This is a genomic window from Streptomyces sp. NPDC017202, assembly GCF_044331705.1.
Lineage (GTDB): Bacteria > Actinomycetota > Actinomycetes > Streptomycetales > Streptomycetaceae > Streptomyces.
Map to the genome: position 1 here is coordinate 175,017 of NZ_JBIRNP010000002.1, position 25,767 is coordinate 200,783.

At 70.2% G+C, this 25,767-nt stretch carries 18 protein-coding genes and 1 riboswitch; of the genes, 8 read left to right on the forward strand and 10 right to left on the reverse strand.

Annotated features, from left to right (window positions below):
* Positions 1-374: 374 nt before the first annotated feature.
* The 4 genes from ACH4N1_RS05030 (at position 375) to ACH4N1_RS05045 (ending at position 4,951) form a co-directional block, all read left to right on the forward strand.
* Entirely contained in the window at positions 375-2,144 is a 1,770-nt protein-coding gene (locus ACH4N1_RS05030) for an SDR family oxidoreductase (RefSeq protein ID WP_398095241.1), read from the forward strand.
* Positions 2,145-2,379: 235 nt separating this feature from the next.
* A complete protein-coding gene (locus ACH4N1_RS05035; protein WP_398094580.1) occupies positions 2,380-2,928 on the forward strand; it encodes an RNA 2'-phosphotransferase in 549 nt (182 codons plus the stop codon).
* A gap of 136 nt (positions 2,929-3,064) precedes the next feature.
* Complete coding sequence (locus tag ACH4N1_RS05040) at positions 3,065-3,967, forward strand: LLM class flavin-dependent oxidoreductase (RefSeq protein WP_398094582.1); 903 nt, start codon at positions 3,065-3,067, stop codon at positions 3,965-3,967.
* Between the two features lie 102 nt (positions 3,968-4,069).
* Positions 4,070-4,951, forward strand: coding sequence for a Cof-type HAD-IIB family hydrolase (locus tag ACH4N1_RS05045; RefSeq protein ID WP_398094583.1), 882 nt, complete (start codon positions 4,070-4,072; stop codon positions 4,949-4,951).
* Positions 4,952-4,967: 16 nt separating this feature from the next.
* Here ACH4N1_RS05045 and ACH4N1_RS05050 read toward each other — a convergent pair whose 3' ends face one another.
* The 5 genes from ACH4N1_RS05050 to hisC all read right to left on the reverse strand — a co-directional run bounded on the left by ACH4N1_RS05050 (position 4,968) and on the right by hisC (position 13,695).
* Positions 4,968-6,035: a M23 family metallopeptidase gene (locus tag ACH4N1_RS05050; protein WP_398094584.1), complete on the reverse strand. Its 1,068-nt coding sequence runs from the start codon at positions 6,033-6,035 to the stop codon at positions 4,968-4,970.
* Between the two features lie 155 nt (positions 6,036-6,190).
* Positions 6,191-9,682: a thiol reductant ABC exporter subunit CydD gene (gene cydD / locus ACH4N1_RS05055; RefSeq protein WP_398094585.1), complete on the reverse strand. Its 3,492-nt coding sequence runs from the start codon at positions 9,680-9,682 to the stop codon at positions 6,191-6,193.
* Between the two features lie 78 nt (positions 9,683-9,760).
* On the reverse strand, positions 9,761-10,765 hold the full coding sequence (gene cydB, locus ACH4N1_RS05060) for a cytochrome d ubiquinol oxidase subunit II (protein ID WP_398094586.1): 1,005 nt from the start codon (positions 10,763-10,765) through the stop codon (positions 9,761-9,763).
* Between the two features lie 20 nt (positions 10,766-10,785).
* Positions 10,786-12,291, reverse strand: a complete 1,506-nt coding sequence (locus ACH4N1_RS05065) for a cytochrome ubiquinol oxidase subunit I (protein ID WP_398094587.1) — start codon at positions 12,289-12,291, stop codon at positions 10,786-10,788.
* Between the two features lie 321 nt (positions 12,292-12,612).
* Positions 12,613-13,695, reverse strand: a complete 1,083-nt coding sequence (hisC, locus tag ACH4N1_RS05070; RefSeq protein WP_398094588.1) for a histidinol-phosphate transaminase — start codon at positions 13,693-13,695, stop codon at positions 12,613-12,615.
* A 434-nt stretch (positions 13,696-14,129) separates the two neighbouring features.
* On the opposite strand from hisC, the gene ACH4N1_RS05075 reads away from it, so the two are divergent.
* The 3 genes from ACH4N1_RS05075 (at position 14,130) to ACH4N1_RS05085 (ending at position 18,065) form a co-directional block, all read left to right on the forward strand.
* Complete coding sequence (locus tag ACH4N1_RS05075) at positions 14,130-15,242, forward strand: LacI family DNA-binding transcriptional regulator (RefSeq protein ID WP_398094590.1); 1,113 nt, start codon at positions 14,130-14,132, stop codon at positions 15,240-15,242.
* 662 nt (positions 15,243-15,904) lie between these two features.
* The gene (locus ACH4N1_RS05080) at positions 15,905-16,987 is read left to right on the forward strand and encodes a metallophosphoesterase (RefSeq protein WP_398094592.1); all 1,083 of its coding nucleotides are present in this window, start codon (positions 15,905-15,907) and stop codon (positions 16,985-16,987) included.
* 193 nt (positions 16,988-17,180) lie between these two features.
* On the forward strand, positions 17,181-18,065 hold the full coding sequence (locus tag ACH4N1_RS05085; protein ID WP_398094594.1) for a hypothetical protein: 885 nt from the start codon (positions 17,181-17,183) through the stop codon (positions 18,063-18,065).
* Positions 18,066-18,180: 115 nt separating this feature from the next.
* On the opposite strand, the gene ACH4N1_RS05090 is transcribed toward ACH4N1_RS05085, so the two are convergent.
* Positions 18,181-19,686: a VWA domain-containing protein gene (locus ACH4N1_RS05090; protein ID WP_398094595.1), complete on the reverse strand. Its 1,506-nt coding sequence runs from the start codon at positions 19,684-19,686 to the stop codon at positions 18,181-18,183.
* Between the two features lie 167 nt (positions 19,687-19,853).
* The gene (thiC, locus tag ACH4N1_RS05095) at positions 19,854-21,665 is read right to left on the reverse strand and encodes a phosphomethylpyrimidine synthase ThiC (RefSeq protein ID WP_398094597.1); all 1,812 of its coding nucleotides are present in this window, start codon (positions 21,663-21,665) and stop codon (positions 19,854-19,856) included.
* Positions 21,658-21,847, reverse strand: a riboswitch (TPP riboswitch). It overlaps the preceding gene by 8 nt.
* A 323-nt stretch (positions 21,848-22,170) precedes the next feature.
* Between thiC and ACH4N1_RS05100 the strand changes: the two genes are divergently transcribed.
* Positions 22,171-23,727, forward strand: coding sequence for a YibE/F family protein (locus tag ACH4N1_RS05100; protein WP_398095243.1), 1,557 nt, complete (start codon positions 22,171-22,173; stop codon positions 23,725-23,727).
* A 173-nt stretch (positions 23,728-23,900) separates the two neighbouring features.
* Here ACH4N1_RS05100 and ACH4N1_RS05105 read toward each other — a convergent pair whose 3' ends face one another.
* The 3 genes from ACH4N1_RS05105 to ACH4N1_RS05115 form a co-directional block, all read right to left on the reverse strand.
* On the reverse strand, positions 23,901-24,347 hold the full coding sequence (locus ACH4N1_RS05105; RefSeq protein WP_398094598.1) for an SsgA family sporulation/cell division regulator: 447 nt from the start codon (positions 24,345-24,347) through the stop codon (positions 23,901-23,903).
* Positions 24,348-24,445: 98 nt separating this feature from the next.
* Positions 24,446-25,312 carry an IclR family transcriptional regulator gene (locus ACH4N1_RS05110; protein WP_398094600.1) on the reverse strand — a complete coding sequence of 289 codons (867 nt, stop codon included), beginning with the start codon at positions 25,310-25,312 and terminating at the stop codon, positions 24,446-24,448.
* Between the two features lie 196 nt (positions 25,313-25,508).
* On the reverse strand, positions 25,509-25,721 hold the full coding sequence (locus ACH4N1_RS05115; RefSeq protein WP_366058244.1) for a DUF5326 family protein: 213 nt from the start codon (positions 25,719-25,721) through the stop codon (positions 25,509-25,511).
* Positions 25,722-25,767: the final 46 nt, after the last annotated feature.

A 25,767-nucleotide genomic window follows, 5' to 3' on the forward strand; every position in this document is an offset into this window, starting at 1 on the left:
CACGGGACCCGGGCGTCCCGGCCGCCCTATTGACGCTTTCTCTAACAAGTGCCAGATTCGGCGGGGTCTCGCCACGGACGCGTACCGCAGCCGACGCGGACCGGCGGGACGAGGTGGCACGGCGACGGCACGGGCCCGTGGGCCCTACCGTGACCTGCCGGGATCCCGACGGGTGCGGCGCCCGGCGGACCGGTGCGTCCCGGCCGTGACGGCCAGGTCGAACCGGGAGTCACGGAGCGTGAGGCCGCGCGGACACAGCATGGGCGACCGCTCGCGGGGCCGCTCCAGGACGAGCCGCGGAAGTGGAGCGGGCACCGGAACGATCTGCCGCAGATGCGGCGCCGGACACAGGGGAAGGCGGAGGCGGAGTGACGATGCTGGAGGGCGCGCGCGAGCGCCGGGTGCGGACCGGCGGGATCGAACTGTGCGTGGCCGAACTGGGGGATCCCGGACGGCCGACGGTCGTCCTGGTGCACGGCTACCCGGACAGCAAGGAGGTGTGGTCCGAGGTCGCGTCCCGGCTGGCCGACCGCTTCCACGTCGTCCTCTACGACGTCCGGGGCCATGGCCGGTCCAGCACGCCGCGCCCGCTGCGGGGCGGTTTCACCCTGGAGAAGCTGACGGACGACTTCCTGGCGGTGGCGGACGCGGTCAGCCCGGACCGTCCGGTGCATCTGGTCGGGCACGACTGGGGCTCGGTGCAGTCCTGGGAGTTCGTCACGGTCGAGCGCGCCAAGGGCAGGATCGCGTCCTTCACGTCGATGTCCGGCCCGTCCCTCGACCACTTCGGTCACTGGATCAACAAGCGTCTCACCCGCCCCACTCCACGCCGTGTCGGCCAACTCCTGGGCCAGGGCGCGAAGTCCTGGTACGTGTATCTGCTCCACACCCCCGCGCTGCCCGAACTCGCCTGGCGGGGACCTCTCGGCAAGCGCTGGCCGGGAATCCTGCGGCGGCTGGAGAAGGTGCCCGGTGGCGAGTACCCCACGCCGTCGCTGCCCTCCGACGCCGCCCGCGGCGCCTGGCTGTACCGCGACAACGTCCGCTCCCGGCTGCGCCGTCCGCGCCCGGACGCCCACGCGCACGTGCCCGTGCAGCTCATCACGCCCCTGGGGGACGCCTTCCTGTCCGAGCGGCTGTACGACGAACTGGAGATGTGGGTTCCCCGGTTGACGCGCCGGACGCTTCCGGCGAAGCACTGGGTGCCGCGCACCCGCCCCGATCAGCTGGCCTCCTGGATCACGGAGTTCGTGGACTCGGCGGAGAGCGGCAGGAACACGCGGGAGGGGGGACCGCGGTCGAGGGCGGCCGGTCCGTACGCCGAGCGTTTCGGTGGGCAGTTGGTGCTGGTCACCGGTGCGGGAAGCGGCATCGGACGGGCGACGGCACTCGCGTTCGCCGAGGCGGGCGCCCGGGTGATCGCGGTCGACCGTGATGCCGAAAGTGCCCTCCGTACCGCGGAGACGGCCCGTCTCATGGGGGCCGCGGGTGCCTGGGCGGAGACGGTGGACGTCTCCGACGAACAGGCCATGGAGAAGCTGGCGGCGAAGGTGCTCGCCGAACAGGGCGTGGTGGACGTCCTGGTGAACAATGCGGGCGTAGGGCTGGCGGGTTCGTTCTTCGACACCGCTCCGGAGGACTGGCGCAGGGTCCTGGACGTCAACCTGTGGGGAGTCATTCACGGTTGCCGCCTGTTCGGCAGGCAGATGGCGGAGCGTGGTCAGGGTGGTCACATCGTCAACACCGCCTCCGCGGCGGCCTTCCAGCCCTTCGGATCGCTTCCCGCGTACAGCGCGTCGAAAGCCGCGGTGCTGATGCTGAGCGAATGCCTGCGTGCCGAACTCGCCCGACAGGACATCGGAGTGACGGCGGTCTGCCCCGGCCTGGTCAACACCAACATCACCGCGACGGCGACGTTCGTCGGTGTCGACGCGGAGGAGGAGAAGCGTCGGCAGAAGCGCTCGACCCGCTGGTACGCGCTGCGCAACTACCCTCCGGAGAAGGTCGCCGGGACGATCCTGCGTGCGGTGGCCCGCAACGAGGCGGTGGTCCCGGTGACACCGGAGGCGAGAATCTCTCACGCCCTGTCGCGTCTCTCACCAGGGGTATTGAGGCGACTCGCACGCGTGGAGCCTCGACTGTAAGGAACTTGGCGGCCGGTCATCGTGAGGGCGCCGAAGTCGATGAGGACGTCGCCTCGTTCGGGCTCGACGTATCGAGTTCTTTGCTGTCCGGGGATGTTGACGAAATACCCTCACCGTCATGGTGGTTGTCCACAGATTCGCCAAGTCTCCTGTGGATAAACGCAGTTGCTTGTGGATCAAACATCGGGCGCAAAACTCCGTGCGTGATCCCCGTCTCTCCCGTCATGCTGATCGGATGGACGAAAGACGCACCGTAAAGGTGTCGAAGTACCTCTCCAAGCACCTGCGCCACCAGCCCGAGCGCATCGGCCTCACCCTCGACGAGGCCGGCTGGGTCGAGATCGAAGCGCTCATCGCGGCAGCCGCGGCCCACGGTTTCCCCTTCACGCGGGACGAACTGGACCACGTCGTCGCCACGAACGACAAGAAGCGCTTCGCGGTCGAGGGCACACGGATTCGTGCCAGCCAGGGCCACAGCATCGACGTGGACCTCGCTCTCCCGGCGGCGATCCCACCCCCGTACCTCTACCACGGCACCGTGGCCCGGTATCTGGAGGCGATCCGGGCCGAGGGACTGCGGCCCATGAACCGGCACGACGTGCACCTCTCCGCCGACCGTGAGACCGCGACCCTGGTGGGCGCGCGCCGAGGGCGGCCGGTGGTGCTCGCCGTGGATGCGACAGCCATGCACCACGACGGACATGTCTTTCACGTGAGCGCGAACGGGGTCTGGCTGACGAAGGCCGTACCGCCGCGTTACCTGCGTTTTCCCAGCCCGCACTGAGCTTCGCCGGCCCCTGATCATGCCGCTGCCGCACGGTCACGTGCACATGGCCGGCCAAGGACTCACGCCGTGGCTCGCCCGGCACGCACGGTGACGGTTTCACGTGAAACACCGTCGGCCGCATACGCTCGACGACATGAGTCTGCGACTGAGCACCGTGATCCTCCCGTACCGCCGTTGGCACGAGGGCGGCCGCTCGGCCTGGACGCGCGCCGAGCAGCTCGGCTTCCACACCGGGTACACCTACGACCATCTGTCCTGGCGCAGTTTCCGGGACGGCCCCTGGTTCGGCGCGATCCCGACACTGACCGCCGCCGCGTCCGCCACCGAGCGACTGCGTCTGGGCACCCTGGTGACCTCGCCGAACTTCCGGCATCCGGTGACCCTCGCCAAGGACCTGATCTCCCTGGACGACATCTCCGGCGGCCGGGTCACCCTCGGGATCGGCGCGGGCGGCACGGGCTTCGACGCCACCGCCCTCGGCCAGGAGCCGTGGACGCCCCGCGAGCGGGCCGACCGGTTCGGCGAGTTCGTGCCTCTCCTGGACCGGCTGCTCACCGAGGACTCGGTCTCCTACGAGGGCAACTTCTACTCGGCGCACGAGGCGCGCAACATCCCCGGCTGCGTGCAGCGCCCCCGACTGCCCTTCGCCGTCGCCGCGACCGGCCCGCGCGGACTGAGGCTCGCCGCACGCCACGGCCAGGCCTGGGTGACCACCGGTGACCCCAAGCTGTACGAGAACGGCACCCCCGAGCAGTCGGTCGAGGCCATCCGCGGACAGGTCGAGAAGCTCACGGACGCCTGCGTGGCACTCGGCCGGGACGTGACCACCCTGGACAAGATCCTGCTCACCGGATTCACCCCGGACCGCGGCCGGCCGCTGGAGTCCCTGGACGCCTTCGTGGACTTCGCGGGCCGCCACCAGGCGCTCGGCTTCACGGAGATCGTCATCCACTGGCCCATCCCGGAGTCCGACTTCGCCGCGGACCAGAAGGTCTTCGAGCGGATCGCCATGGAGGCCCCGACACAGCTGCGCTGACCTCGGTACTGGTCACCCCGGCCGACCTGCGGTGTCGGCCGGCATGACTCATCTGTGCGGGCTCCCGCACGGCCGTGCGCATCGATACGGGAGAATGACCGGGTGACCTCAGCGACTCGACAGCCCGAGAACCCGGCCGCCGCAACCCCGCCGCGGCTGATCGCCACCGATCTCGACGGGACCCTGCTGCGCGACGACAAGTCGGTGTCCCCACGCACCGTCGCGGCCCTCGCCGCCGCCGAGGAGGCGGGCATCGAGGTCTTCTTCGTCACCGGCCGCCCCGCCCGCTGGATGGACGTCGTCAGCGACCACGTCCACGGGCACGGCCTGGCGATCTGCGGTAACGGCGCCGCCGTGGTCGATCTGCACGGCGGTCCCGGCACCCACCAGTTCGTGAAGGTGCGCGAGCTGGCCCGCGAGAACGCCCTGGACGCGGTACGGCTGCTGCGCGAGGCGGCGCCCGGGACCATGTACGCGATCGAGCAGACGTACGGCTTCTACCAGGAGCCGGAGTATCCCAAGATGCATCTGGAGATCCCCGACTCCCTCGCGACCGCCGAGCAACTGCTGGCACCGGACGCCCCGGGAGCAGATGAGCCGGTCCTGAAGATCCTGGCGTTCCATCCCACGCTCGACCCCGACGCCTTCCTCACACTGGCCCGGCTGGCCGTCGGCGACCGCGCCAACGTCACCCGCTCCAGCCCCAGCGCGCTGCTGGAGATCAGCGGTCCCGGCGTCTCCAAGGCCAGCACGCTCGCCCTGTGCTGCGCTGAGCGGGGCATCTCGCACGAGGAGGTCGTCGCGTTCGGGGACATGCCGAACGACGTCGAGATGCTCACCTGGGCGGGCCGTTCGTACGCCATGGGCAACGCGCACCCGGAGGTGATCGCGGCAGCCTCCGGACAGACGGTGGCCAACAACGACGACGGGGTCGCCGTCGTCATCGAGCGCCTGATCGCCGAGCGGCTCCAGGCCTCCGGCTGAACCAGGTGCCGCGGCGCTACCTCACGGGCGCCCCGCGTGCCGCCAGCCACGGCACCGGGTCGACGGCCGACCCCATGTCCGGAGTGACCCGCACCTCGAAATGCAGATGCGGGCCGGAGGAGTTGCCGCTGGTGCCCGACTGACCGATCCACTGTCCGGCCGACACGCTCTCGCCCTGGTCGACGGCCACCGACGCCAGGTGGGCGTACTGCGTGTAGTAGCCGCCTGGGTGCCGGAGCACGACCTCGATGCCGAAGGCCCCACCGCACGACACCCGCACCACACGGCCCGCGCCGGCCGCCTTCACCGGCGTGCCGATCGGCACCGCGAAGTCCTGACCTGTGTGCCGGCTGGCCCATCGGGCGCCGCCACTGCCGAAACTCGCGGACAGGGTGTAGCCGTCGACCGGCACGACCCACTCCCGCGGGTCAGGGGTCGGCGGCCGGTCGAACCGCTCGGCGCCACGACAGGCACCGGCGGCGACCGAGGCGTCCGCCTGCCCCTGCAACTGCCACCGCGCCTGTTCCAGCTTCTGCTCGATGCCCGTCTTCAGAGCGGCGAGTTCGGTGTTGCGCCGTTCCAACGCCTGCCGCACCCGCACCGCCCTCGCCTCGTCGGCGGCCAGCCGGGTCTCGGCCCGCCGGCTCTTGCCGATCGCGTTGTCCACCACCAGGTTCGTCCGCGAGAGGATGTGCTGGCCCCGCATCAACGCGTCGGGGCTGCTCGACAGGACGAGCTGCGCGGCGACGGGCAGCCCGCCGCTGCCGCGGTACTGGGCGCGCGCGATCCGGCCCAGGTCCTCGTGCAGGACGGTGATCTCCTGCCGCTCGAGGACGAGGAGTTGCTCCAGGCGCTGGGCCTTCGTCCGCTGTTTCCCGGCCTCGACGCGCCCCTCCTGGTACCGCTGGGTGGCCACGGCCGCCTCCTCGTACAGCCGCGCCACCTGCGCGCTGAGTCCGGAGCCGGGTCCGCCGGGGCCGTCACCGCCCGGCTCCCCGTCGGCGGTCGTGGGCCGCGCCACCAGCACCAGGGCCGCGCACAGCAGGGCAGGAACCAGCAGCGGACGACGACGAGATGAGCGCATGCCAGCGATCCTGTCCCGGCCGACCGCCCCAGGTCCTGTTCTGGTCATACGCCTGGGGGACCAGCGACTCCGAATGGCCGAGTGCGGGCCGCGCCGGGCGCTCGTTCAGGACGGACAGCCCGCGGCCGCCGCGCCGGCGCGGAAAGGAGCGGGGGTCACCCCGCCCGCACCAGCAGCTCCGCCGCCTCCTCACGCTCGGCCATCTCGCGCAGCGGTCCCTCCGCGGAGGCCAGTTCCGCATACGCGCCCCGTTGCACGATCCGTCCCTCGCCCAGGACGACCACCTCGTCCACCGCTTCGAGTCCGGCGAGCCGGTGGGTGATGAGGAGCGTGGTGCGGCCTTCGGTGGCAGCCAGCAGGTCCGTCGTGAGCGCGTCGGCGGTCGGCAGGTCGAGGTGCTCGGCGGGTTCGTCGAGCACCAGGACGGGGAAGTCGGCGAGGAGCGCGCGGGCGAGGGCGAGCCGCTGGCGCTGCCCACCGGAGAGCCGGGCACCGTGCTCGCCGACGAGCGTGTCGAGCCCGTCGGGCAGTTCGTCAGCCCACTCCAGCAGCCGGGCTCGCGCCAGCGCGTCGCGCAGGTCGTCCTCGGTGGCGTCCTTCTTCGCCAGCAGCAGGTTCTCGCGGACCGAGCTGTCGAAGAGGTGGGCGTCCTGCGCGCACAGCCCGACCAGCCGCCGTACGTCGTCCCCGTCCAGGGCGTACGCGTCCACCCCGCCGAGCGTGTACGAGCCCGCTCCGGAGTCCAGGAAGCGCAGCAGCACCTGTGCGAGCGTCGTCTTGCCGGCCCCGGAGGCTCCGACGACGGCGATCCTCCGACCCTGCTCCACGGTGAGGTCGAGGCCGGCGAGGGCGTCCCGATCCTGCCCCGCGTGGCGGGCGGAGAGGCCCTTGAGGACGAGCGGGAACGGCGACGCGGGCGCCCGCCGGGGCAGCTCCGGCTCCCGCACCGGCTCGGGAAGGTCCAGGACCTCGTACACGCGCTCCGCGCTTCTGCGCACCCGCTGGCGGTACTGGACCGCGAGCGGCAGACCCATGACCGCCTCGAAGGCGGCGAGCGGAGTGAGGACGACCACGGCCATGGTCACTCCGCTCAGCCGTCCCGCATCGACGGCCTGCGCACCCACGAGGGCGGCGCCGGCCACGGTCAGTCCGGAGACGAGCGCGGTCAGCCCGCCGCCGAGCGCGGTGGCGGTCGCGGCGCGCGAGGCGATCCGGGTGAGCGCGGAGTCCGCCGCCCGGACCGCGGCCGTACGGGCGGGCAGGGCGCCCGCAACGGTCAGTTCGGCGGTGCCGGTGAGCAGGTCTGCGGCGCGGACGGCGAGCGCTCCTCGTGCCGGGGCGAGCCGGTGCTCGGCCCGGCGTGCCACGGCACCGGTGACCAGCGGGACGCCCACCCCGGCCGCGAGCAACCCCGCAGCGAGTACGGCCCCCGCCGCCGGCAGCAGCCACGCCGTGAACGCGACGGACCCCGCGCAGACGACGACTGCGGACGCGGCGGGCAGCAGCCAGCGCAGCCAGTAGTCCTGGAGGGCGTCCACGTCGGCGACGAGCCGCGTCAGCAGGTCGCCGCGACGCGTGGTGCGCAGCCCGGCGGGGGCGAGCCGCTCCAGCCGCCGGTAGACGGCGACCCGGGTGTCGGCGAGCATCCGCAGTACGGCGTCGTGCGACACCAGCCGCTCGGCGTACCGGAAGACTGCCCGTCCGATGCCGAAGGCCCTGGTCGCGGTCACGGCCACCATCAGGTAGAGAACCGGCGGCTGTTGCGAGGCACGTGAGATGAGCCAACCGGAGGTGGCCATGAGGCCGACGGCGCTGCCGAGGGCCAGGCTGCCGAGGAGCAGCGCGAGACCGAGGCGTCCACGCCGGGCGCCCGCCATGCCCCGGACCCGGGCGAGGACCCCGCTCTCGGCCGGGCCGGTCCGCGTCTCCTCCGGCGCCTGGACGGCGGGCACGGCGTCTTCCCGGACGGCTCGGGAGCCCTGACGTGGGACCGTCACGGGTCCTCGTGTTGCCGTACCCTTCGCCTCGAGCCGCACCACCCGGTCCGCCACCGCGAGCAGCGCCGGGCGGTGCACCACCAACAGGACCGTCCGGCCGATCGCCAGCCGTCGTACGGCCGCCACGACCTCCGCCTCGGTCTCCCCGTCGAGCGCGGCCGTGGGCTCGTCCAGCAGCAGCACGGGCCGGTCCGCGAGGAACGCCCGTGCCAGCGCGAGCCGCTGACGCTGGCCGGCGGACAGCCCGGCCCCGTCCTCGCCCAGCACCGTCTCGACGCCGTCCGGCAGCCCGTCCACGAACTCCAGCGCGCCCGCGTCCCCGAGCGCCCGGCGTACGGCGGCGTCATCGGCGTCGGGACGCGCCAGCCGTACGTTCTCGGCGATCGTTCCGGCGCAGAGGTGCGGGTGCTGGGGCACCCAGGCGATCCGGGACCGCCACTGCTCCAGGTCGATGTCCGCGAGGTCGGCTCCCCCGACGCTCACCCGGCCCTCGGCCGGACGGACGAATCCCAGGAAGGCGTTCAGCAAGGTCGACTTGCCCGCGCCGCTAGGCCCGACGAGTGCCACCGTCTCTCCGGGGGCGACGGTGAAGGACACGTCCGAGAGGGCATCGACGGAGCGTCCGGGGTAGCGGACCGTCACGTTCTCGAAGGACACGCCGCCCGTCGGCACCACGCCCGTGCCCGACACCGGCACCGGGGTTTCCAGGACCTCGAAGATCTCCTCTGCCGCGGCGAGCCCTTCGGCGGCCGCGTGGAACTGGGCCCCGACCTGCCGCAGCGGAAGATACGCCTCGGGCGCGAGCACCAGAATGACCAGGCCGGTGTACAGGTCCATCTCGCCGTGCACGAGCCGCATGCCGATCGTCACGGCGACGAGGGCCACCGAGAGCGTCGCCAGCAACTCCAGCGCGAACGACGAGAGGAAGGCGATCCGCAACGTCCGCATGGTCGCCTGCCGGTACTCGCCGGTGATCCGACGGATCGACTCGGCCTGCGCCTTGGCCCGCCCGAACACCTTGAGCGTGGGCAGTCCCGCGACGACGTCCAGGAAGTGCCCGGACAGCCGGGACAGTAGTCGCCACTGGCGGTCCATCCGTGACTGCGTGGCCCAGCCGATCAGCACCATGAAGACGGGAATCAGCGGCAGGGTACCGGCGATGATCGCGGCCGACACCCAGTCCTCGGTCACGATCCGCGCCAGTACCGCCACCGGCACCACCACCGCGAGACCCAACTGCGGCAGATACCGCGAGAAGTAGTCGTCGAGGGCGTCCACGCCCCGGGTGGCGAGCGCGACCAGTGACCCGGTCCGCTGCCCGCCCAGCCACTCCGGACCCAGCAGGGCCGCCCGCTCCAGCAGCCGACCTCGCAACTCCGACTTCACCGCGGCGCTCGCACGGTGTGCGGAGAGTTCGGTGAGCCAGGAGACCAGCGCCCGGCCGACCGCCACCGCCACCAGCCACATCAGTGGCGTGCGAAGGTCCCCGATCGGCCGGCCCTGCTCGAACGCGCCGACCACCACCTCGGCGATGAGCATCGCCTGAGCGATCACCAGCACCGCTCCGACGGCGCCCAGGCCGACGACCGCCATCAGGAAGAGGCGGGTGGCGCGGGCGTATCGGAGAAGACGCGGGTCGATCGGTTTCACGTGGAACACACCTTTTTCGTCAAGAAGCATGTTTCACGTGAAACGCGCTTTTCACGTGAAACATGCCTCACCTCGATCTCAGTGCACGGCCTCAGCGATGTGCTGCGTACCGATCCGCTTGCGGAACACCCAGTAGGTCCACCCCTGGTACACCAGGACGACCGGCGTGGCGAGTCCCGCACACCAGGTCATGATCTTCAGGGTGTACGGGCTCGACGAGGCGTTGGTCACCGTGAGGCTCCAGTCCGAATCGAGCGAGGACGGCATGACGTTCGGGAAGAGCGTCAGGAAGAGCATCGCGACGGCGGCCACGATGGTGAGGCCGGAGAGGGCGAACGACCAGCCCTCACGACCCGCCTGGTTCGCCACGAGTGCCGCGACCAGGGCGGCGACAGCCACCACCAGGGCCACGAGGCTCTTGCCGTCACCACTCTCGATCTGCGTCCACAGCAGGAAGACCAGCGCGGACACGGCGGTCGCCAGACCGACCTTGGTCGCGAGCTGCCGCGCCCGCTCCCGGATGTCACCGACGGTCTTGAGGGCCGTGAACACCGCGCCGTGGAAGGTGAACAGCGTCAGGGTCACCAGACCGCCGAGCAGCGCGTACGGGTTGAGCAGGTCTCCGACGCCACCGACGTACTCGAAGTCCTGGTCGATCTTCACGCCGCGCACGATGTTGCCGAAGGCCACGCCCCACAGGAACGCGGGAAGGAGCGAGGTCCAGAAAATGGCGTGCTCCCAGTTGCGCTGCCAGTTCTCCTCGGGCCGCTTGGCCCGGTACTCGAAGGCGACGCCCCGCACGATGAGACAGACCAGGATGAGCAGAAGCGGCAGGTAGAAGCCGGAGAAGAGCGTGGCGTACCACTCGGGGAAGGCGGCGAAGGTCGCGCCGCCCGCAGTGAGAAGCCACACCTCGTTACCGTCCCAGACGGGTCCGACGGTGTTGATGAGCACCCGCCGCTCGGGGCGGTCGCGGGCGAGCAGCTTGGTGAGGATACCGACCCCGAAGTCGAAGCCTTCCAGGAAGAAGTAGCCGATCCACAGGACGGCGATGAGGACGAACCAGACGTCGTGCAGTTCCATGACTGTGCAGCTCCCTCGGCCTAGTAGGAGAAGGCCATCGGCTTGTCGGCGTCACGGGAGTCGCCGCCGATCTTCGTGGGCGGGTTGAGGTCGGCCTCGGTCAGCTCGGGCGGGCCGGCCTTCACGTACTTCACGAGCAGCTTGACCTCGACGACGGCGAGGACTGCGTAGAGCACGGTGAAGGTGATCATCGAAGTGAGGACCTCGGCCTGGGAGACACCGGGGGAGACGGCGTCCCGGGTCTGCATCACGCCGTACACGACCCAGGGCTGGCGGCCCATCTCGGTGAAGATCCAGCCCCAGGAGTTGGCGATCAGCGGGAACGCCATGGTCCACAGCGCCAGGAGCCAGTAGAGCCGGGTGAGCCTCGAGCCGAGGGGCTTCTTCAGCAGGACCAGATGCGGCACCTCGTCTTCCCCGGTCCGCAGGGCGGCCGGCAGCAGGAACCGCTTGCGGGTGAGCCACAGACCGGCCAGGCCGAGGGAGAACGACGCCATGCCGAAACCGATCATCCAGCGGAAGCCCCAGTAGGCCACCGGGACGATGGGCTTGTAGTCGCCGGGTCCGAACTGCTGCTGAAGCGCTTCGTTGGTGTCGTTGATACCCGGCACGTACGACTCGAAGTCGCTGTGGGCCAGGAAGGACAGCAGGCCGGGGATCTCCAGGGCCACCTTGTTGTGGCCCTCGTCGACGTCCCCGTACGCGAACACGGAGAAGGGCGCGGGCTCCTCCCCGTCCCACAGCGCCTCGGCCGCGGCCATCTTCATCGGCTGCTGTTCGTACATGACCTTGCCGAGGGTGTCGCCGCTGACCGCGGTGAGCAGTCCGCCGACCGCCAGGGTGACCAGGCCGAGCCGCAGGGAGGTCCGCATCTCGGGGATGTGCTTCTTGCGCATCAGGTGGAAGGCTGCAATGCCCACCATGAAGGCGCCACCGGTCAGGAAGGCCGCCGAGAAGCTGTGGAAGACCTGGTTGAGAGCGGTGTTCTGCGTGAGGACGCGCCAGAAGTCGGTGAGTTCCGCGCGGCCCTTCGCCTCGTTGATGCGGTAACCGACGGGGTGCTGCATCCAGGAGTTGGCCGCGAGGATGAAGTAGGCCGACAGCAGCGTGCCGATCGAGACCATCCAGATGCAGGCCAGGTGGATCTTCTTGGGCAGCTTGTCCCAGCCGAAGATCCACAGGCCGATGAAGGTGGACTCGAAGAAGAAGGCTATGAGGGCCTCGAACGCCAGGGGAGCGCCGAAGACGTCGCCGACGAAGCGGGAGTAGTCCGACCAGTTCATGCCGAACTGGAACTCCTGCACGATGCCGGTGACGACACCCATCGCGATGTTGATCAGAAAGAGCTTGCCCCAGAACTTCGTCGCCCTGAGGTACTTCTCCTTGTCGGTACGCACCCAGGCGGTCTGCAACCCGGCGGTGAGCGCCGCGAGCGAGATCGTCAGGGGGACGAAAAGGAAGTGGTAGACGGTGGTGATGCCGAACTGCCAGCGCGCCAGCGTCTCCGGCGCCAGAGCCAGGTCCACGTCGTCAGTCTCCTTACGTAGCCGCGCGAGCGGCGATTTGCCCCTTGTGTCACACACACCGTCGGAGCAACCGGACACGCTTGTGAACGCGTTCACATTCACAAGCAATTATGCCGCATGCCCGTTCGATCTTGGATGGGCGGGGGGTCCCTCACCTGGACCGGCGGACCCGCCAGAGGTGGACCACTCGGCCCCTGGCGCAAAAAAGGCGTCCCGGTTTCACGTGAAACCGGGACGCCAAACGCTGCGACCTGGGCCGGGGCCTTCCTCCGCGTCTCCAGGTGATCCTTCGTGCCTCCCCGTACGCCTCAGCGTTCGGTCCTAAAAGTGATCCTCACGGAACGCCTCGGCCGCCTTGAGGAAGATGTCGTTGGCCTCGGTCTCCCCGATCGTGACCCGAACACCCTCGCCCACGAACGGCCGGATCACGACCCCCGCCTGCTCGCACGCCGACGCGAAGGCGGCCGTGCGCTCACCCAGCCTCAGCCACACGAAGTTGGCCTGCGTCTCCGGCACCGTCCAGCCCTGGGCGCGCAGCCCCTCGACCACCCGGTTGCGCTCGCAGACCAGGGAACCGACCCGGCCAAGCAGCTCGTCCTCGGCCTGCAGCGAGGCGATCGCCGCCTCCTGCGCGATCTGGCTCACCCCGAACGGCACCGCCGTCTTGCGCAGCGCCGCCGCCACCGGCTCATGGGCGATCGCGAAACCGACCCGCAGCCCGGCAAGCCCGTACGCTTTCGAGAACGTCCGCAGGACACAGACGTTCGGCCGCTCCCGGTACAGCACGACACCGTCCGGCACCTCTGCGTCGCGGACGAACTCCCGGTAGGCCTCGTCGAGCACCACCAGGACATCACTCGGCACCCGGTCCAGGAACCGCTCCAGCTCGGCCCGCCGCACCACGGTCCCCGTGGGGTTGTTGGGGTTGCAGACGAAGATCAGCCGGGTCCGCTCGGTGATGGCGTCGGCCATCGCGTCCAGATCGTGCACATCGCCGGCCGTCAGCGGCACCCGCACCGAGGTCGCACCGCTGATCTGCGTGATGATCGGGTACGCCTCGAAGGACCGCCACGCGTAGATCACCTCGTCGCCCGGCCCCGCCGTCGACTGGATCAGCTGCTGGGCGACGCCGACCGAGCCGGTGCCCGTGGCGATGTGCGAGGCCGGCACGCCGAAGCGCTCGGACAACTCCTCCACCAGACCCGAGCACGCCATGTCCGGGTAGCGGTTGAACGACCCGGCGAGGGCCGTGACGCGCTCCAGCACGCCCGGCAGCGGCGGGTAGGGGTTCTCGTTGGAGGACAGCTTGTAGGCCACGGGACCGCCCGCCGCAGCCGGCTTGCCCGGCTTGTAGGTGGGGATCCCCTCCAGCTCGGCGCGCAGCTTGGGGCTTGTCTCGCTCACCGCAGTCCTCCTCGTGACCACCACCGGCTCAATACTGCTCACCTTATGAGGATTCGGCCCGCATGCGTACAGCTGGAGACGGACCTCCCTCGGCCAAAACCGTGCGGAGCCATCACGCGCTCCTCCACATCAGCGGCATCCCCGCACGAAGACGGACGAAGGCGTGCACGCTGGGGGCGCGCCGTACATATATCTACGCGCCGGTGGCTCGCGCCGTGGCGCGCATCCCCCGTGCAGGTGAGTTGAGACCTCTTCGAAACATCGGCGCCTTGGCAGGTTCATCCCTTCCCACGCGCCACGTCCTGGCGTGGATGGGGTCAACTACCTTTCTTTCCAAGGCAGTTGACCTATTCTCGCCATGCAGAAACGTGCCTGTCAATGCGTGCATATGCGTCCGCCCTACCCCACCGGATGAGCCCTACTATCGGCTCGCTATGACAGCAGCAGGGAAGCACCAGGTGAGCCGCGCGGAAACCTCACGTCGAGGCAACCGGCCGGGCCGAGCGGGCATCAGGGATGTGGCCGCCGCCGCCGGAGTCTCCATCACGACCGTCTCCGATGCCCTCAACGGCAAGGGCAGGCTCCCGGACGCCACCCGACGCCACGTCCGCGAGGTCGCCGAACGACTGGGCTACCGCCCCTCGGCCGCGGCCCGAACCCTCCGTACCGGCAAGTCGGGCCTCATCGGTCTGACCGTGACCACCTATGGGGATGAACCTTTCACCTTCACCGAGTTCGCGTACTTCGCCGAGATGGCGCGGGCCGCCACCTCCGCCGCGCTCGCCCGCGGCTACGCCCTCGTCATCCTCCCCGCCACCTCGCGCCACGACGTGTGGTCGAACGTCGCCCTGGACGGCACGGTCGTCATCGACCCGTCCGACCAGGATCCGGTGGTCGGCGAACTCGTCCGGCAGGGGTTACCCGTCGTCTCCGACGGCCGCCCGGCCGGCCCGCTCCCGGTCACCGCGTGGGTGGACAACGACCACGAGGCGGCCGTCCTCGACATCCTCGACCATCTGGCCGCCGCCGGCGCCCGCCGCATCGGTCTCCTCACCGGCACCACCACCGACACCTACACCCACCTGTCGACCAGCGCGTATCTGCACTGGTGCGAGCGCGTCGGACAGGACCCGGTCTACGAGGCCTACCCCGCCCACGATCCGTGCGCGGGCGCCGTCGCCGCCGACCGGCTGCTGGCCCGGCCGGACCGCCCCGACGCCGTCTACGGCCTGTTCGACCCCAACGGCACCGATCTGCTCGCCGCCGCGCGCCGCTACGGCCTGCGCGTACCGGAGGACCTGCTGCTGGTGTGCTGCAGCGAGTCCACCGTCTACGCCAACACCGAACCGCCCATCACCACGCTGTCGCTGAAGCCCCGGCGCATCGGCACCGCGGTGGTGCAGCTCCTCATCGACGCGATCGAGGGCGTCGAGACCGACCGGCCGGTCGAGCAGGTGATACCGACGGAACTGATCGTGCGTACCTCGTCCCAGCGGCGTTCGCCGCGCACGACGGTCAGCCCGCCCCGGGTGCCGGACGAGAAGTAGGAACATGCGAGCGATCAGCGGGGTGCGTGGGCCCGGGAGCCAGGACAGGTCGGACGACCTGATTCCGGTCCTGAGCGGGGGACGTAACCCGATTCCGGTACTGGGCGGGGCGCGTAGGGGTGATCCCTCCGTGGCCCCGCCGGTCGGGCGGCCGCGGAGGATCCGCGGGTCGCACGACCGCGAAGGCAGGGGCGGACGGGGTCGACGGCGGCCGACCGGGGCCTTGCGGAGGCCGCCGGGGGCGAGTCCGCCGAAGGAGTTTGTTCCGCCGGTGGCGGCTTCCCGGCTCGCCGGCCCCGGAACCGGCGGGCGGCAGCCGGGATGAGGTCGATCGGCGCCACCCGGAATCCTTCGGACGGGTGATCGCACCGGGCTCGCGCCCCACCCCGTCCACCACGCAACACGCCCCCGGACGGCGCGGCGACGCCGACGCCACGTGGGCCGAGGGTGTAAGCACGGTGTGCACTGGGTGAGCGAGCACTGCCGAAGCCCGGCCCAATCGGGGCGAAAGCCGCGGTGAACAGGAGCCTTGCTCCGATTCACCACCCCTGGGTCATCACACGGCACGATCCGCATTCCTATGATGGGCGCACGGCACCGCGGGCCGTTGCGACCATGCAGTCCGAAGCGGTGCAGATGCGGCGCGATGGTGGAGGGGTCTGATGACTCAGGGGGCCGGTCAGGGACCCGAGGTGGAGCGTACGGCGACGGTGCGCGACTTCCGAGTGCCCGCGTACGTCCACGAGACCGGTCCGTACGCTCACAGCGCGCATCCAGGGAACGTGGTACCGCCCCTCGACGACCCCCTCGAGCCCCCCGAGGGCTACACGCCCACCCAGCGCGACCTGCCCGTCATCAACCGGGGCGACACCCTTCAGGTGACCGTCGACCCGGCTGCCGCGCAGGCTCCGCAGGCCGCCACCGGTCCCGGTCCGCTGTTCGTCGTGGGCGACGTGCACGGCTATCTCGACGAACTGGTCGCCGCCCTCCGGGAGAAGGGCCTGGTCGACGCGGCGGGCAACTGGTGCGCGGGCACCGCCCGGCTGTGGTTTCTCGGCGACTTCACCGACCGCGGTCCCGACGGTATCGGGGTGATCGACCTCGTGATGCGGCTGTCCGCCGAGGCCGCCGCGGCCGGCGGCTACTGCAAGGCCCTCATGGGCAACCACGAGCTGCTCCTGCTCGGGGCCAAGCGGTTCGGCGACACACCCGTCAACTCCGGTGCGGGCACCGCCACCTTCCAGGCGGCCTGGCTGCTCAACGGCGGCCAGAAGTCCGACATGGACCGACTCCAGGACCACCACCTCCAGTGGATGGCCCGCCTCGACGCCATGGAGGAGGTCGACGGTCATCTGCTCGTGCACTCCGACACCACCGCCTACCTCGACTACGGCGACTCGATCGAGGCGGTCAACGACACCGTCCGCGAGACGATCACGCGTAACGACGCGGACGAGGTGTGGGACCTGTTCCGCAAGTTCACCAAGCGCTTCTCCTTCCGCGACGAGGGCGGCTCCGACGCCGTTCGCTCCCTGCTCGATACGTACGGCGGCACCCGCATCGTTCACGGCCACAGCCCGATTCCGTATCTGCTGGGCGAAGTCGGCTCCGAGGAGGACGAGGAATCGACCCGTCCCGTGGTCGAAGGGCCGCACGTCTACGCCGACGGGCTGGCCATCGCGATGGACGGTGGCGTGACGATGGCCGGAAAACTGCTGGTCCAGCAACTTCCGTTGCCCGTCTGACCGTTCCCGGGTCCGTCGCCGCCCGCGTCGGACCCGCCCGGCGGCACCGTGGGCCAGGGGTCAATTTCGGCGAACCCCCTGTTACCCCGGGCCGTCGCCGCTCTACCATCGGTTCATCCGTAGCAGGCTCCCCTCCGTTTCTGCCCGACGGCTCGTTGGCATGCGAGCCCCAAGCCCTACGGAGCATCGGGGGATGCACATGAACAGCGTTCCGCAGCACCTGCACAGCGAGGACCGCCAGGAGTACGAGCGGCTCCTCGACGAGGCGCTGCGCTCCGCACCACACCGCCCGGAAGCGACCGCTGCGGGACAGCGGCTCAACCCCGAACAACTGCGCACCATGGCGCTCAACGCCTCCGCGCTCATCACGGCGGCCGCGGCGACCGAGTACCAGCACTACGTGAAGGTCCGCGAGGAACTGCGCCATCCGGCGCCGTCCAGCCCCTCCTCGGCCGGCCATGCGTCCGGCTCCGGTGAGCCGGGCGGCGCCGGAATGGGATTCGCCACCACCGTGGGGGAGGCGGCCCAGGCCGCCGAGGCCGCCGGAGCGGGCGCCGTCGCCGTCGCCGCCGTCCTCACCCCCGTCCTCGCCGGCACCGCCGCGGTGATCTTCCTGCTCGTCGGCTACATCCTGCGGATGCTCGATCCCGAGCCGGCGTTCGCCACGACGATGCTCACCACCGGATGGACGTTCGGGGCGGTGGCCGCGGCCGCGATCCTCGTCGCGACCGTGGGCCTCCTGCTCACCGCCCTGCGCAACCGTCCCTCCCTGGAGGCCGGCCCGTACGGCGAACTGAGCGAGGAGGTGGACCGCGCCAAGGATGCCTGGCAGGAAGCCCTGCTGGAGCGGGGCATCCTGCCCTTCCTGCGCGAGGTCCTCGCCGACACGGGCACGAGCGTCGCGCTCGACCCCGCACCGGCCCCGCCGGCGCCCACCGGCCGTCTACCGAAGATCGGCTACGGCCGTCCGGGTTTCAGCAGCCCCGACGAAGGGACGTCGGGCAGCTCCCGCCCGAGCTTCAGCAGCCCGGACTACACCAGCCCGGACTTCGGAGGCCCCGAGCACCAGCCGGAATAGGCCCTCGGCTTGCGCCCCCGCCCCGGGGAGCGCAAGCCGTACGGAGCAGAAGCGAGGCCCCTGCCGGTCTGCCGGTCTGCCGGTCTGCCGGTCTGCCGGTCTGCCGGTCTGCCGGTCAGAGGATGCCCGCCTGCCCCGCGGCCGTGAGCCACTGCGGGAACTCGGACAGGAGCCGGTCGTAGAGCTCGGGGTCCGGGACCGTGCTGATGTCGTCGACGGCGAAGAAGCCCACGTTGTCCACGCGTCGGTCGGGCAGCGTGTCGAACCGCTCGAGGACGCCGTAGTGGGAGCGGCCGAGTCCGACGAACTGCCAGAAGATCGGCTCTTCCGCCGCGGCCCGCAGTTCCTTCTCGATCGCGGCGTCGCGGTGGACGCCTCCGTCGGAGAAGAACAGCACCAGCGTCGGGGCTGCCGCCGGATTCGCCCGGACGAAGTCTCTGACCTGGGCGATGACCTTCTGTTCCTCGTTCTGGATGCCGACCGAGCGCATGTCGACCTGGCCCGGTTGCAGCCCCTTCTGCGGCTTCTTGCTCCGCCGGAACAGGCTGATCTCCCCCACCCGCACATGCAGCCGCAGCCACTCGGGAAGTTCCCCCAGGCGCAGATCCGGCAGCCGGGCCGGGTTCGAGGCGAACGTCCAGGCCTGCATCTCGCCGTCGTCGTCGAGCTGTGCCGCCACCGCGGCCATGCGCTCGACCACGTCCGCCACCACACCGCGGGAGTACAGGAACGACATGGACCCCGATGCGTCGAGCACCAGAACGACCCGCGCGCTGACCCCGGCCGCACCACGCTTGCTCAGGCTGACGGCCACCTGTTGCTTGCGCAGGGACAGCCGCTTGCGCATCTCGACGGGAAGGCGTTCCTCCCCTTTGGTCAGCCGGGCGCCCCCGGAGGACGACGCGGACACGGCGGTGGAGGGAGCCGGAGCGGGAGGCGGTGACGTGGGCACGACCGGAGAGGGCCGAGGCGCGGCCGACGGAGGCGGGGGCGGGGGCGGGGGCGGGGGCGACATGGGCACGACGGGTGGAGGCGGCGGAGGCGTGCGTACGGACGGCACCCCGGGGCCGGCTGCCGTAGCGGCGGGCTCCTCATCGACGCTGATCCCGAAATCGGTGGCCAGGCCCGCGAGCCCGGAGGCATACCCCTGCCCGACCGCACGGAACTTCCAGCGCCCCTCCCTCAGGTACAGCTCACCGCCGATGAACGCGGTCTCGGTCTCCCCCCGCATGTCGAACCGCGCCAGCTCCGCCGGGCCCCCGACGTCGAGCAGCCTGAGCGTCAGACCGGCCACCTGACCGAAGGTGCCGCCGTCGGCGGACGCGCACAGTTCCACACGGGCGACGGCACTCTCCAGCGAACGCAGGTCCACCTCGACCGTGTCGGTGGTGACACCGTCGGCGCTCCGCTTCCCCAGATGCCGCACGGCGCCGGAGGCGTGCCGCGGCTGGTTGTAGAAGACGAAGTCCGCGTCGTCACGCACCTTGCCGGCGACCGTCAGCAGGAGGGCCGACACGTCCACGTCCGGTCCGCCGCCCTGTTCGGACCAGCTGATCTCGACGCGTACGGACGGCACATCGACCGGCAGATTGGCGCCCTTGCTCATGGATTGCGCTGTCATGACACCAGTCTGCCGAGCCACACGCCAGAAGTACCTCCCCAACGGAAACCAACGGCCGCCCACCCGCGTCCCACCCTCGCGACCACCGCCGACGCCGCCCCGGCCCTCAACACGGCGGCCCGGCTGCCGTGCCCCAACCGGCACGGCAGCGGCGCCGTTGCCTCGCGTCAGTCCGCGATCGGCAAGTACACCCGATTGCCCGCGGCCGCGAACTCCTTGGACTTCTGCGCCATACCCTCCTCGGCCTCCTCCCGACTGCCTCCGTGCTCACGACGGATGTCTTGGGAGATCTTCATCGAGCAGAACTTCGGCCCGCACATCGAGCAGAAGTGGGCCGTTTTCGCCGGTTCGGCCGGCAGGGTCTCGTCGTGGAACTCCCGTGCGGTGTCCGGGTCGAGAGCCAGGTTGAACTGGTCCTCCCACCGGAACTCGAAGCGGGCGTCGGACAGTGCGTCGTCCCATTCCTGCGCACCGGGGTGCCCCTTGGCGAGGTCGGCCGCGTGGGCGGCGATCTTGTAGGTGATGACGCCGGTCTTGACGTCGTCACGGTTGGGCAGACCCAGGTGTTCCTTGGGTGTGACGTAGCAGAGCATCGCCGTGCCCCACCAGGCGATCATCGCGGCACCGATGCCGGAGGTGATGTGGTCGTACGCCGGGGCGACGTCCGTCGTCAGCGGGCCGAGCGTATAGAACGGAGCTTCATCGCAGATCTCCTGCTGAAGGTCGATGTTCTCCTTGATCTTGTGCATCGGAACGTGTCCCGGGCCTTCGATCATGGTCTGAACATGGAAACGCTTCGCGATGCGGTTGAGTTCCCCGAGGGTGCGCAACTCAGCGAACTGGGCCTCGTCGTTGGCGTCCGCGATCGAGCCGGGCCGCAGCCCGTCGCCCAGCGAGTACGTGACGTCATAGGCCGCGAGGATCTCGCAGAGTTCCTCGAAGTTCTCGTAGAGGAAGGACTCCTTGTGGTGGGCCAGGCACCACGCGGCCATGATCGAGCCGCCACGGGAGACGATGCCGGTCTTGCGGTTCGCCGTCAGCGGGACGTACGGCAGGCGCACGCCCGCGTGGACGGTCATGTAGTCCACGCCCTGCTCGGCCTGCTCGATCACCGTGTCCTTGTAGATCTCCCAGGTCAGCTCCTCGGCCCGGCCGTCGACCTTCTCCAGCGCCTGATAGAGCGGCACCGTGCCGATGGGGACCGGCGAATTGCGGAGCACCCACTCGCGGGTGGTGTGGATGTTGCGGCCGGTGGACAGGTCCATGACCGTGTCGGCGCCCCATCGGGTGGCCCAGGTCATCTTCTCGACCTCCTCCTCGATGGAGGAGGTCACCGCCGAGTTGCCGATGTTGGCGTTGACCTTCACCAGGAACCGTTTGCCGATGATCATCGGCTCGATCTCCGGGTGATTGACGTTGGCGGGCAGCACCGCACGTCCGGCCGCGATCTCCTCGCGGACGATCTCGGGCTCCACGTTCTCCCGGATGGCCACGTACTCCATCTCCGGTGTGATCTCGCCCCGGCGTGCGTAAGCGAGTTGAGTGACCGCCTGCCCCTCCCGGCCGCGGCGCGGCAGGCGGGGCCGTCCGGGGAAGACCGCGTCGAGGTTGCGCAGTCCGCCGCGCGGCGAGGTGTGTTTGACCCCGTCGTCCTCCGGACGGACGGGGCGGCCCGCGTACTCCTCCGTGTCGCCACGGGCGATGACCCAGTTCTCCCGCAGAGGCGGCAACCCCCTGCGTACGTCCGTCTCGACGAGCGGATCGGTGTACGGGCCGGAGGTGTCGTACAGAGTGACCGACTGCCCGTTGGTGAGGTGCACCTGACGGACCGGCACGCGCAGGTCGGAGCGCTGACCCTCGACATACGCCTTGTGCCATCCGATGGACTTCCCGCCGATGGGCTTCCCGGCCTCCCCGTCGACGGAGGCCTCGTCGGAGGTCTGCGCGGAGGCAGGCGTGCGTGCATCCTTGTTGGTCATGAGACCTACTCCCTACGCCGGCATTACCCGGTAACAGGTTCAGCGGTCGACGCAGCGGCTTCCGTCTGCCGACGATTCATGTGAAACATCACTCGGTGAAGGTGACGTTCCACGTGAAACATCGCGAAGACGGAGGTCAGCGCCCTCTCAGCCCGGTGCTCCGAGCTCCCGCGTGTGCAAAGGTGCCTCCACGCTAGCGTCCTTTGTGGCGCGGTGAACAGTGGGCCTCGGTCGTTCTTGCGATGATCGGGCGGTGACCACGACACCCCAGCCTCCGTTCCCACCACCCGAACAGCCCCGCGGTCCGGGCATTCCTCCCCCCGGACACCCCGGGCGAGGGCAGGGGTACGGCCCCAGGGGCAGTTCCGTTCCCGGATCGGGCCCTCGTCCGGGTGCCGGTCCAGGTCCGGGTGCCGATCCGGGTCCCGACGGCGGTCCGGGTCCCGACGGCTGTTACGGCTTCAGCCGCGAGGGCGGACAGGGCTCCGGCGGGGGCCACGGGCACCTGCCCGGCGAGGGTGCGCACGCACCCGGGACCGGTCAGGGCGGTGCTCCCCGTGCAGGTCATGGACGCGGTGCCGGTGAGAGAAACGGAAGCGCCGGCGGGGGCGACGGACACGCCTTCCGCCCCGGCCCCGGGCGCGGTGCAGATGACGGCCAGGGCCACGGACATGGCTCCGGCGACGGGCACAGCGGTGGGCACGGTGGCCACGTCCCCGGTCCGGGTGGCGGCCACGGGCACAGCCACAGTCATGGCCCGGCCGCTCCCGTCTCCCAGCATCTGCGCAAGGTCATCGCGGCCGTCCTCATCCCCTTCGGCGTGGCCGTGCTCGCCGGTCTGGTCGTGCTGTGGCCCGGTGGTGCCCCGGCACACGAGCGCACCGGCGTCGGCTTCGACCGGCAGACGCAGCGGGCGACGGTCTCCGACGTCGAGAGCATCAGTTGCTCGTCGGCGAACGCCTCGGGCGGCACCCCCACCGGCGACACCTCCACCGCTGAAGGCTCCTCCGCGGCCCAGCAGGCGAACGGCACCTGCAAGAAGGCCACGATCCGTGTGGACACCGGCGCGGACAAGGGCCGTACTTTCACGGAGATCGTCCAGCCGGACCAGTCACGGCAGCTGCACGAGGGGCAGAAGGTCGTGGTCGCCTACGAGCCCTCCGCGCCGAAGGACCTTCAGTACTCGGTGACCGACGTGGACCGCCGCGTCCCGCTGACCGTGCTCGCCCTCATCTTCGCCGTCGCCGTCGTGGTCGTCGGGCGGCTGAAGGGCGTCATGGCGCTGGTCTCGCTGGCCATCAGCTTCATGGTGCTGAACTTCTTCGTCCTGCCCGCGATCCTGCAAGGCTCGAACCCGCTCGCGGTGGCGGTCGTGGGGGCGAGCGCCATCATGCTCATCGCCCTCTACCTGTGTCACGGTCTGTCGGCCCGCACCTCCGTGGCGGTTCTGGGCACCCTCATCTCCCTGTTGCTGATCGGCGTCCTCGGCTCCTGGTTCGTCGACTGGGCGGCGCTCACCGGCAACACGGACGACAACACCGGTCTGATCCACGGCCTGTACCCGACGATCGACATGAGCGGTCTGCTCCTCGCCGGGATCATCATCGGATCGCTCGGTGTCCTCGACGACGTGACGGTCACCCAGACGTCGGCGGTCTGGGAACTGCACGAGGCCAACCCCACGATGGGCTGGCGGGGGCTGTACCGGGCGGGCATCCGGATCGGTCGCGACCACATCGCGTCCGTGGTCAACACGCTCGTCCTGGCCTACGCCGGCGCAGCCCTGCCGCTGCTGCTGCTGTTCTCCATCGCGCAGAGCAGCGTCGGCATGGTAGCCAACAGCGAGCTGGTCGCCGAGGAGATCGTGCGCACGCTGGTCGGTTCGATCGGCCTGGTCGCGTCGGTTCCGGTGACCACGGCACTCGCCGCGCTCGTGGTGTCGGCGGACCGGTCGGGCACGGGCGCCGTCGCCGCGGCAGCTCCGGGGGCGCCGTCGGCCGGTACGGCGGGTCCGGCCGCGCAGAGCGCTCGGGGCGGCCGGGGCAGGCGCCGCAAACGCTGACGTTCCCGGGTGTGCGAAGGGGGCATCGGGCACGGCGCCCTTCGCGCACCCGGGACGTCATCCTCCTCGTGCACGCCACTTCGCCGATCGGGACGGGCCGATTGCCGGGCGCCTCGCCACCGTTCCAGCAGAAGCGTTACTTCACCGGCCTGCCACCAGCCCCTCACCAGACCTCACCCGGCGCTCTGCTCCTCCGCCAGGATCCGGTCCAAGGCCTCGTCGAGATGGGCGTCGAAGTCGGCGAACGCGCCCTCCTGCCCCAACGGCACCAGCTTGTCGGTGCGGTCGAGGAAGGCCACGAGCGGAGCCGCCGACGAGCGGAACACCGCCTGGTCACAGCCCACCTGAAGCCGGATCAGCACGTCACCCAGGAGATCCCGGTCGGCCGGCGAGACCCGCACGTCTCCCTCACCGCACGGTCTGCCCACCCCGTCGATGAGCAGCTCACGCCCGAACGCCCAGGTCACCGGGGCATCACCGGGCAGATGAAACGTGAGCCGTACGGCATACGGATCGCAGGTCTCGTAGCCCAGTTCCACCGGGATGCGGAAAGAGAGCTCCTCGGAGACGAGAAAGCTCATCATGACCTCTGCCTCTACTGCCTGCACGGACTCGCGCATCGCCCTATCCCGTCATCGCCGTCGACTGGCTGGGAATCAACCCTTGACACTGCTGGCATCTTGCTGAAAGTGCACAACAGATCACAAGGAGTAAGTTTTCAGATGCTGATAGAGACAGCGAGTGCCCCCAGCATCCGCCCGATTTCGCTCTGCAACTGCTGTACCGCCGTCGGCAGCCGGTCGGCCTGATGGGCGGAGAGGGAAATGGCCATCGTGGCGGCGGTCGTGCCCACGGTGATCGGGATCGCGGCACACACCGTGCCCAGCGCGTACTCCTGCCGCTCGACGACCGTCTCCATCCGCCGCATGCGGGCCAGCCGCCGCAACAGGGTGTGCTCGTCCCGCACGGTGTACGGCGTGATCGACCGCACGGGGTAACGGTCCAGGTGCTCGCGGCGGGACGTCTCGTCCAACTGGGCCAGCAGACACTGGCCGATGGCGTGCGCGTGTCCGGTCTCGCGGAAGTCGGCCCATTCCTCGACCGCCGGATTGCCCGGGGTGTCGGAGACGCACATGACCTCGATCTCGCCGTCCTGGTAGCGGGCGTAGTACACCGGAACGCCGATTGAATCACGCCAGTGCGCGAGGGTGGCGACCACGGTGCTGCGACGTTTCTGCGCGGCTCCGCTGCCGCCCAGGCGCTCGGCCGCCTCGCCGAGGAAGAACATCCCCTTGTCGCGCCGCAGATAGCCCTCGTGCACGAGGGTGCGCAGCAGATGGTAGGCGGTGGGCAGCGCCAGGCCGGCCTCGCGGGCGAGTTGCTTCGCCGGAGCCCCGCCGTGGTGCCGGGCCACGGATTCCAGTAGCCGCATGGCGCGCTGCACGGACCCGATGAGCGTCGCCGCGGGTTGCGGCTGTTCGGGAACGCCTCTGCCCGCGGGCCGCTGGAGCAGGGGTGTGGTGGGACGCGTGTGGACGGGGGGTGGGTGAGGTGCCGCGAATGCTGCGGTGTCAACCGTGGCCAAGGGTCACTCCCGAAGTTCGAGAGGGCGGTCCGTGCGGGGAGCACGGGAGGGAGGGGGCGCCGCTCGCGGGATGTGACCCCGCGAAGGGTTCCGGACCTTAACGACCCGCCACCGCCGACGGTCCCGCTGTCCGGAAAACTTCCCCCGGCCGAGGGAACCGGCGATCGCTGTCACCGGTGCCCGCTCCCCGCACCGCTCACCAGTCGCCGCGTGAGGAGGAACCCGCCGTGAACTTCCGGACCACGTAGATCAGCCCGCCGACCAGTGCCACGAAGACCAGCAGCTTGAAGAGCAGGCCGATCACGAAGCCGACGACGCTCGCTATCAGGCCGCCGAACACGACCAGCGCGATGACGGGCACCGCCACCCACTTCACCCACCAGGGCAGTCCCGCGAAGATCTCTCGCATCGTCCTCGTCCTCGTCTGTGCGGTGTCCGGTGCCACCGACGGCCCG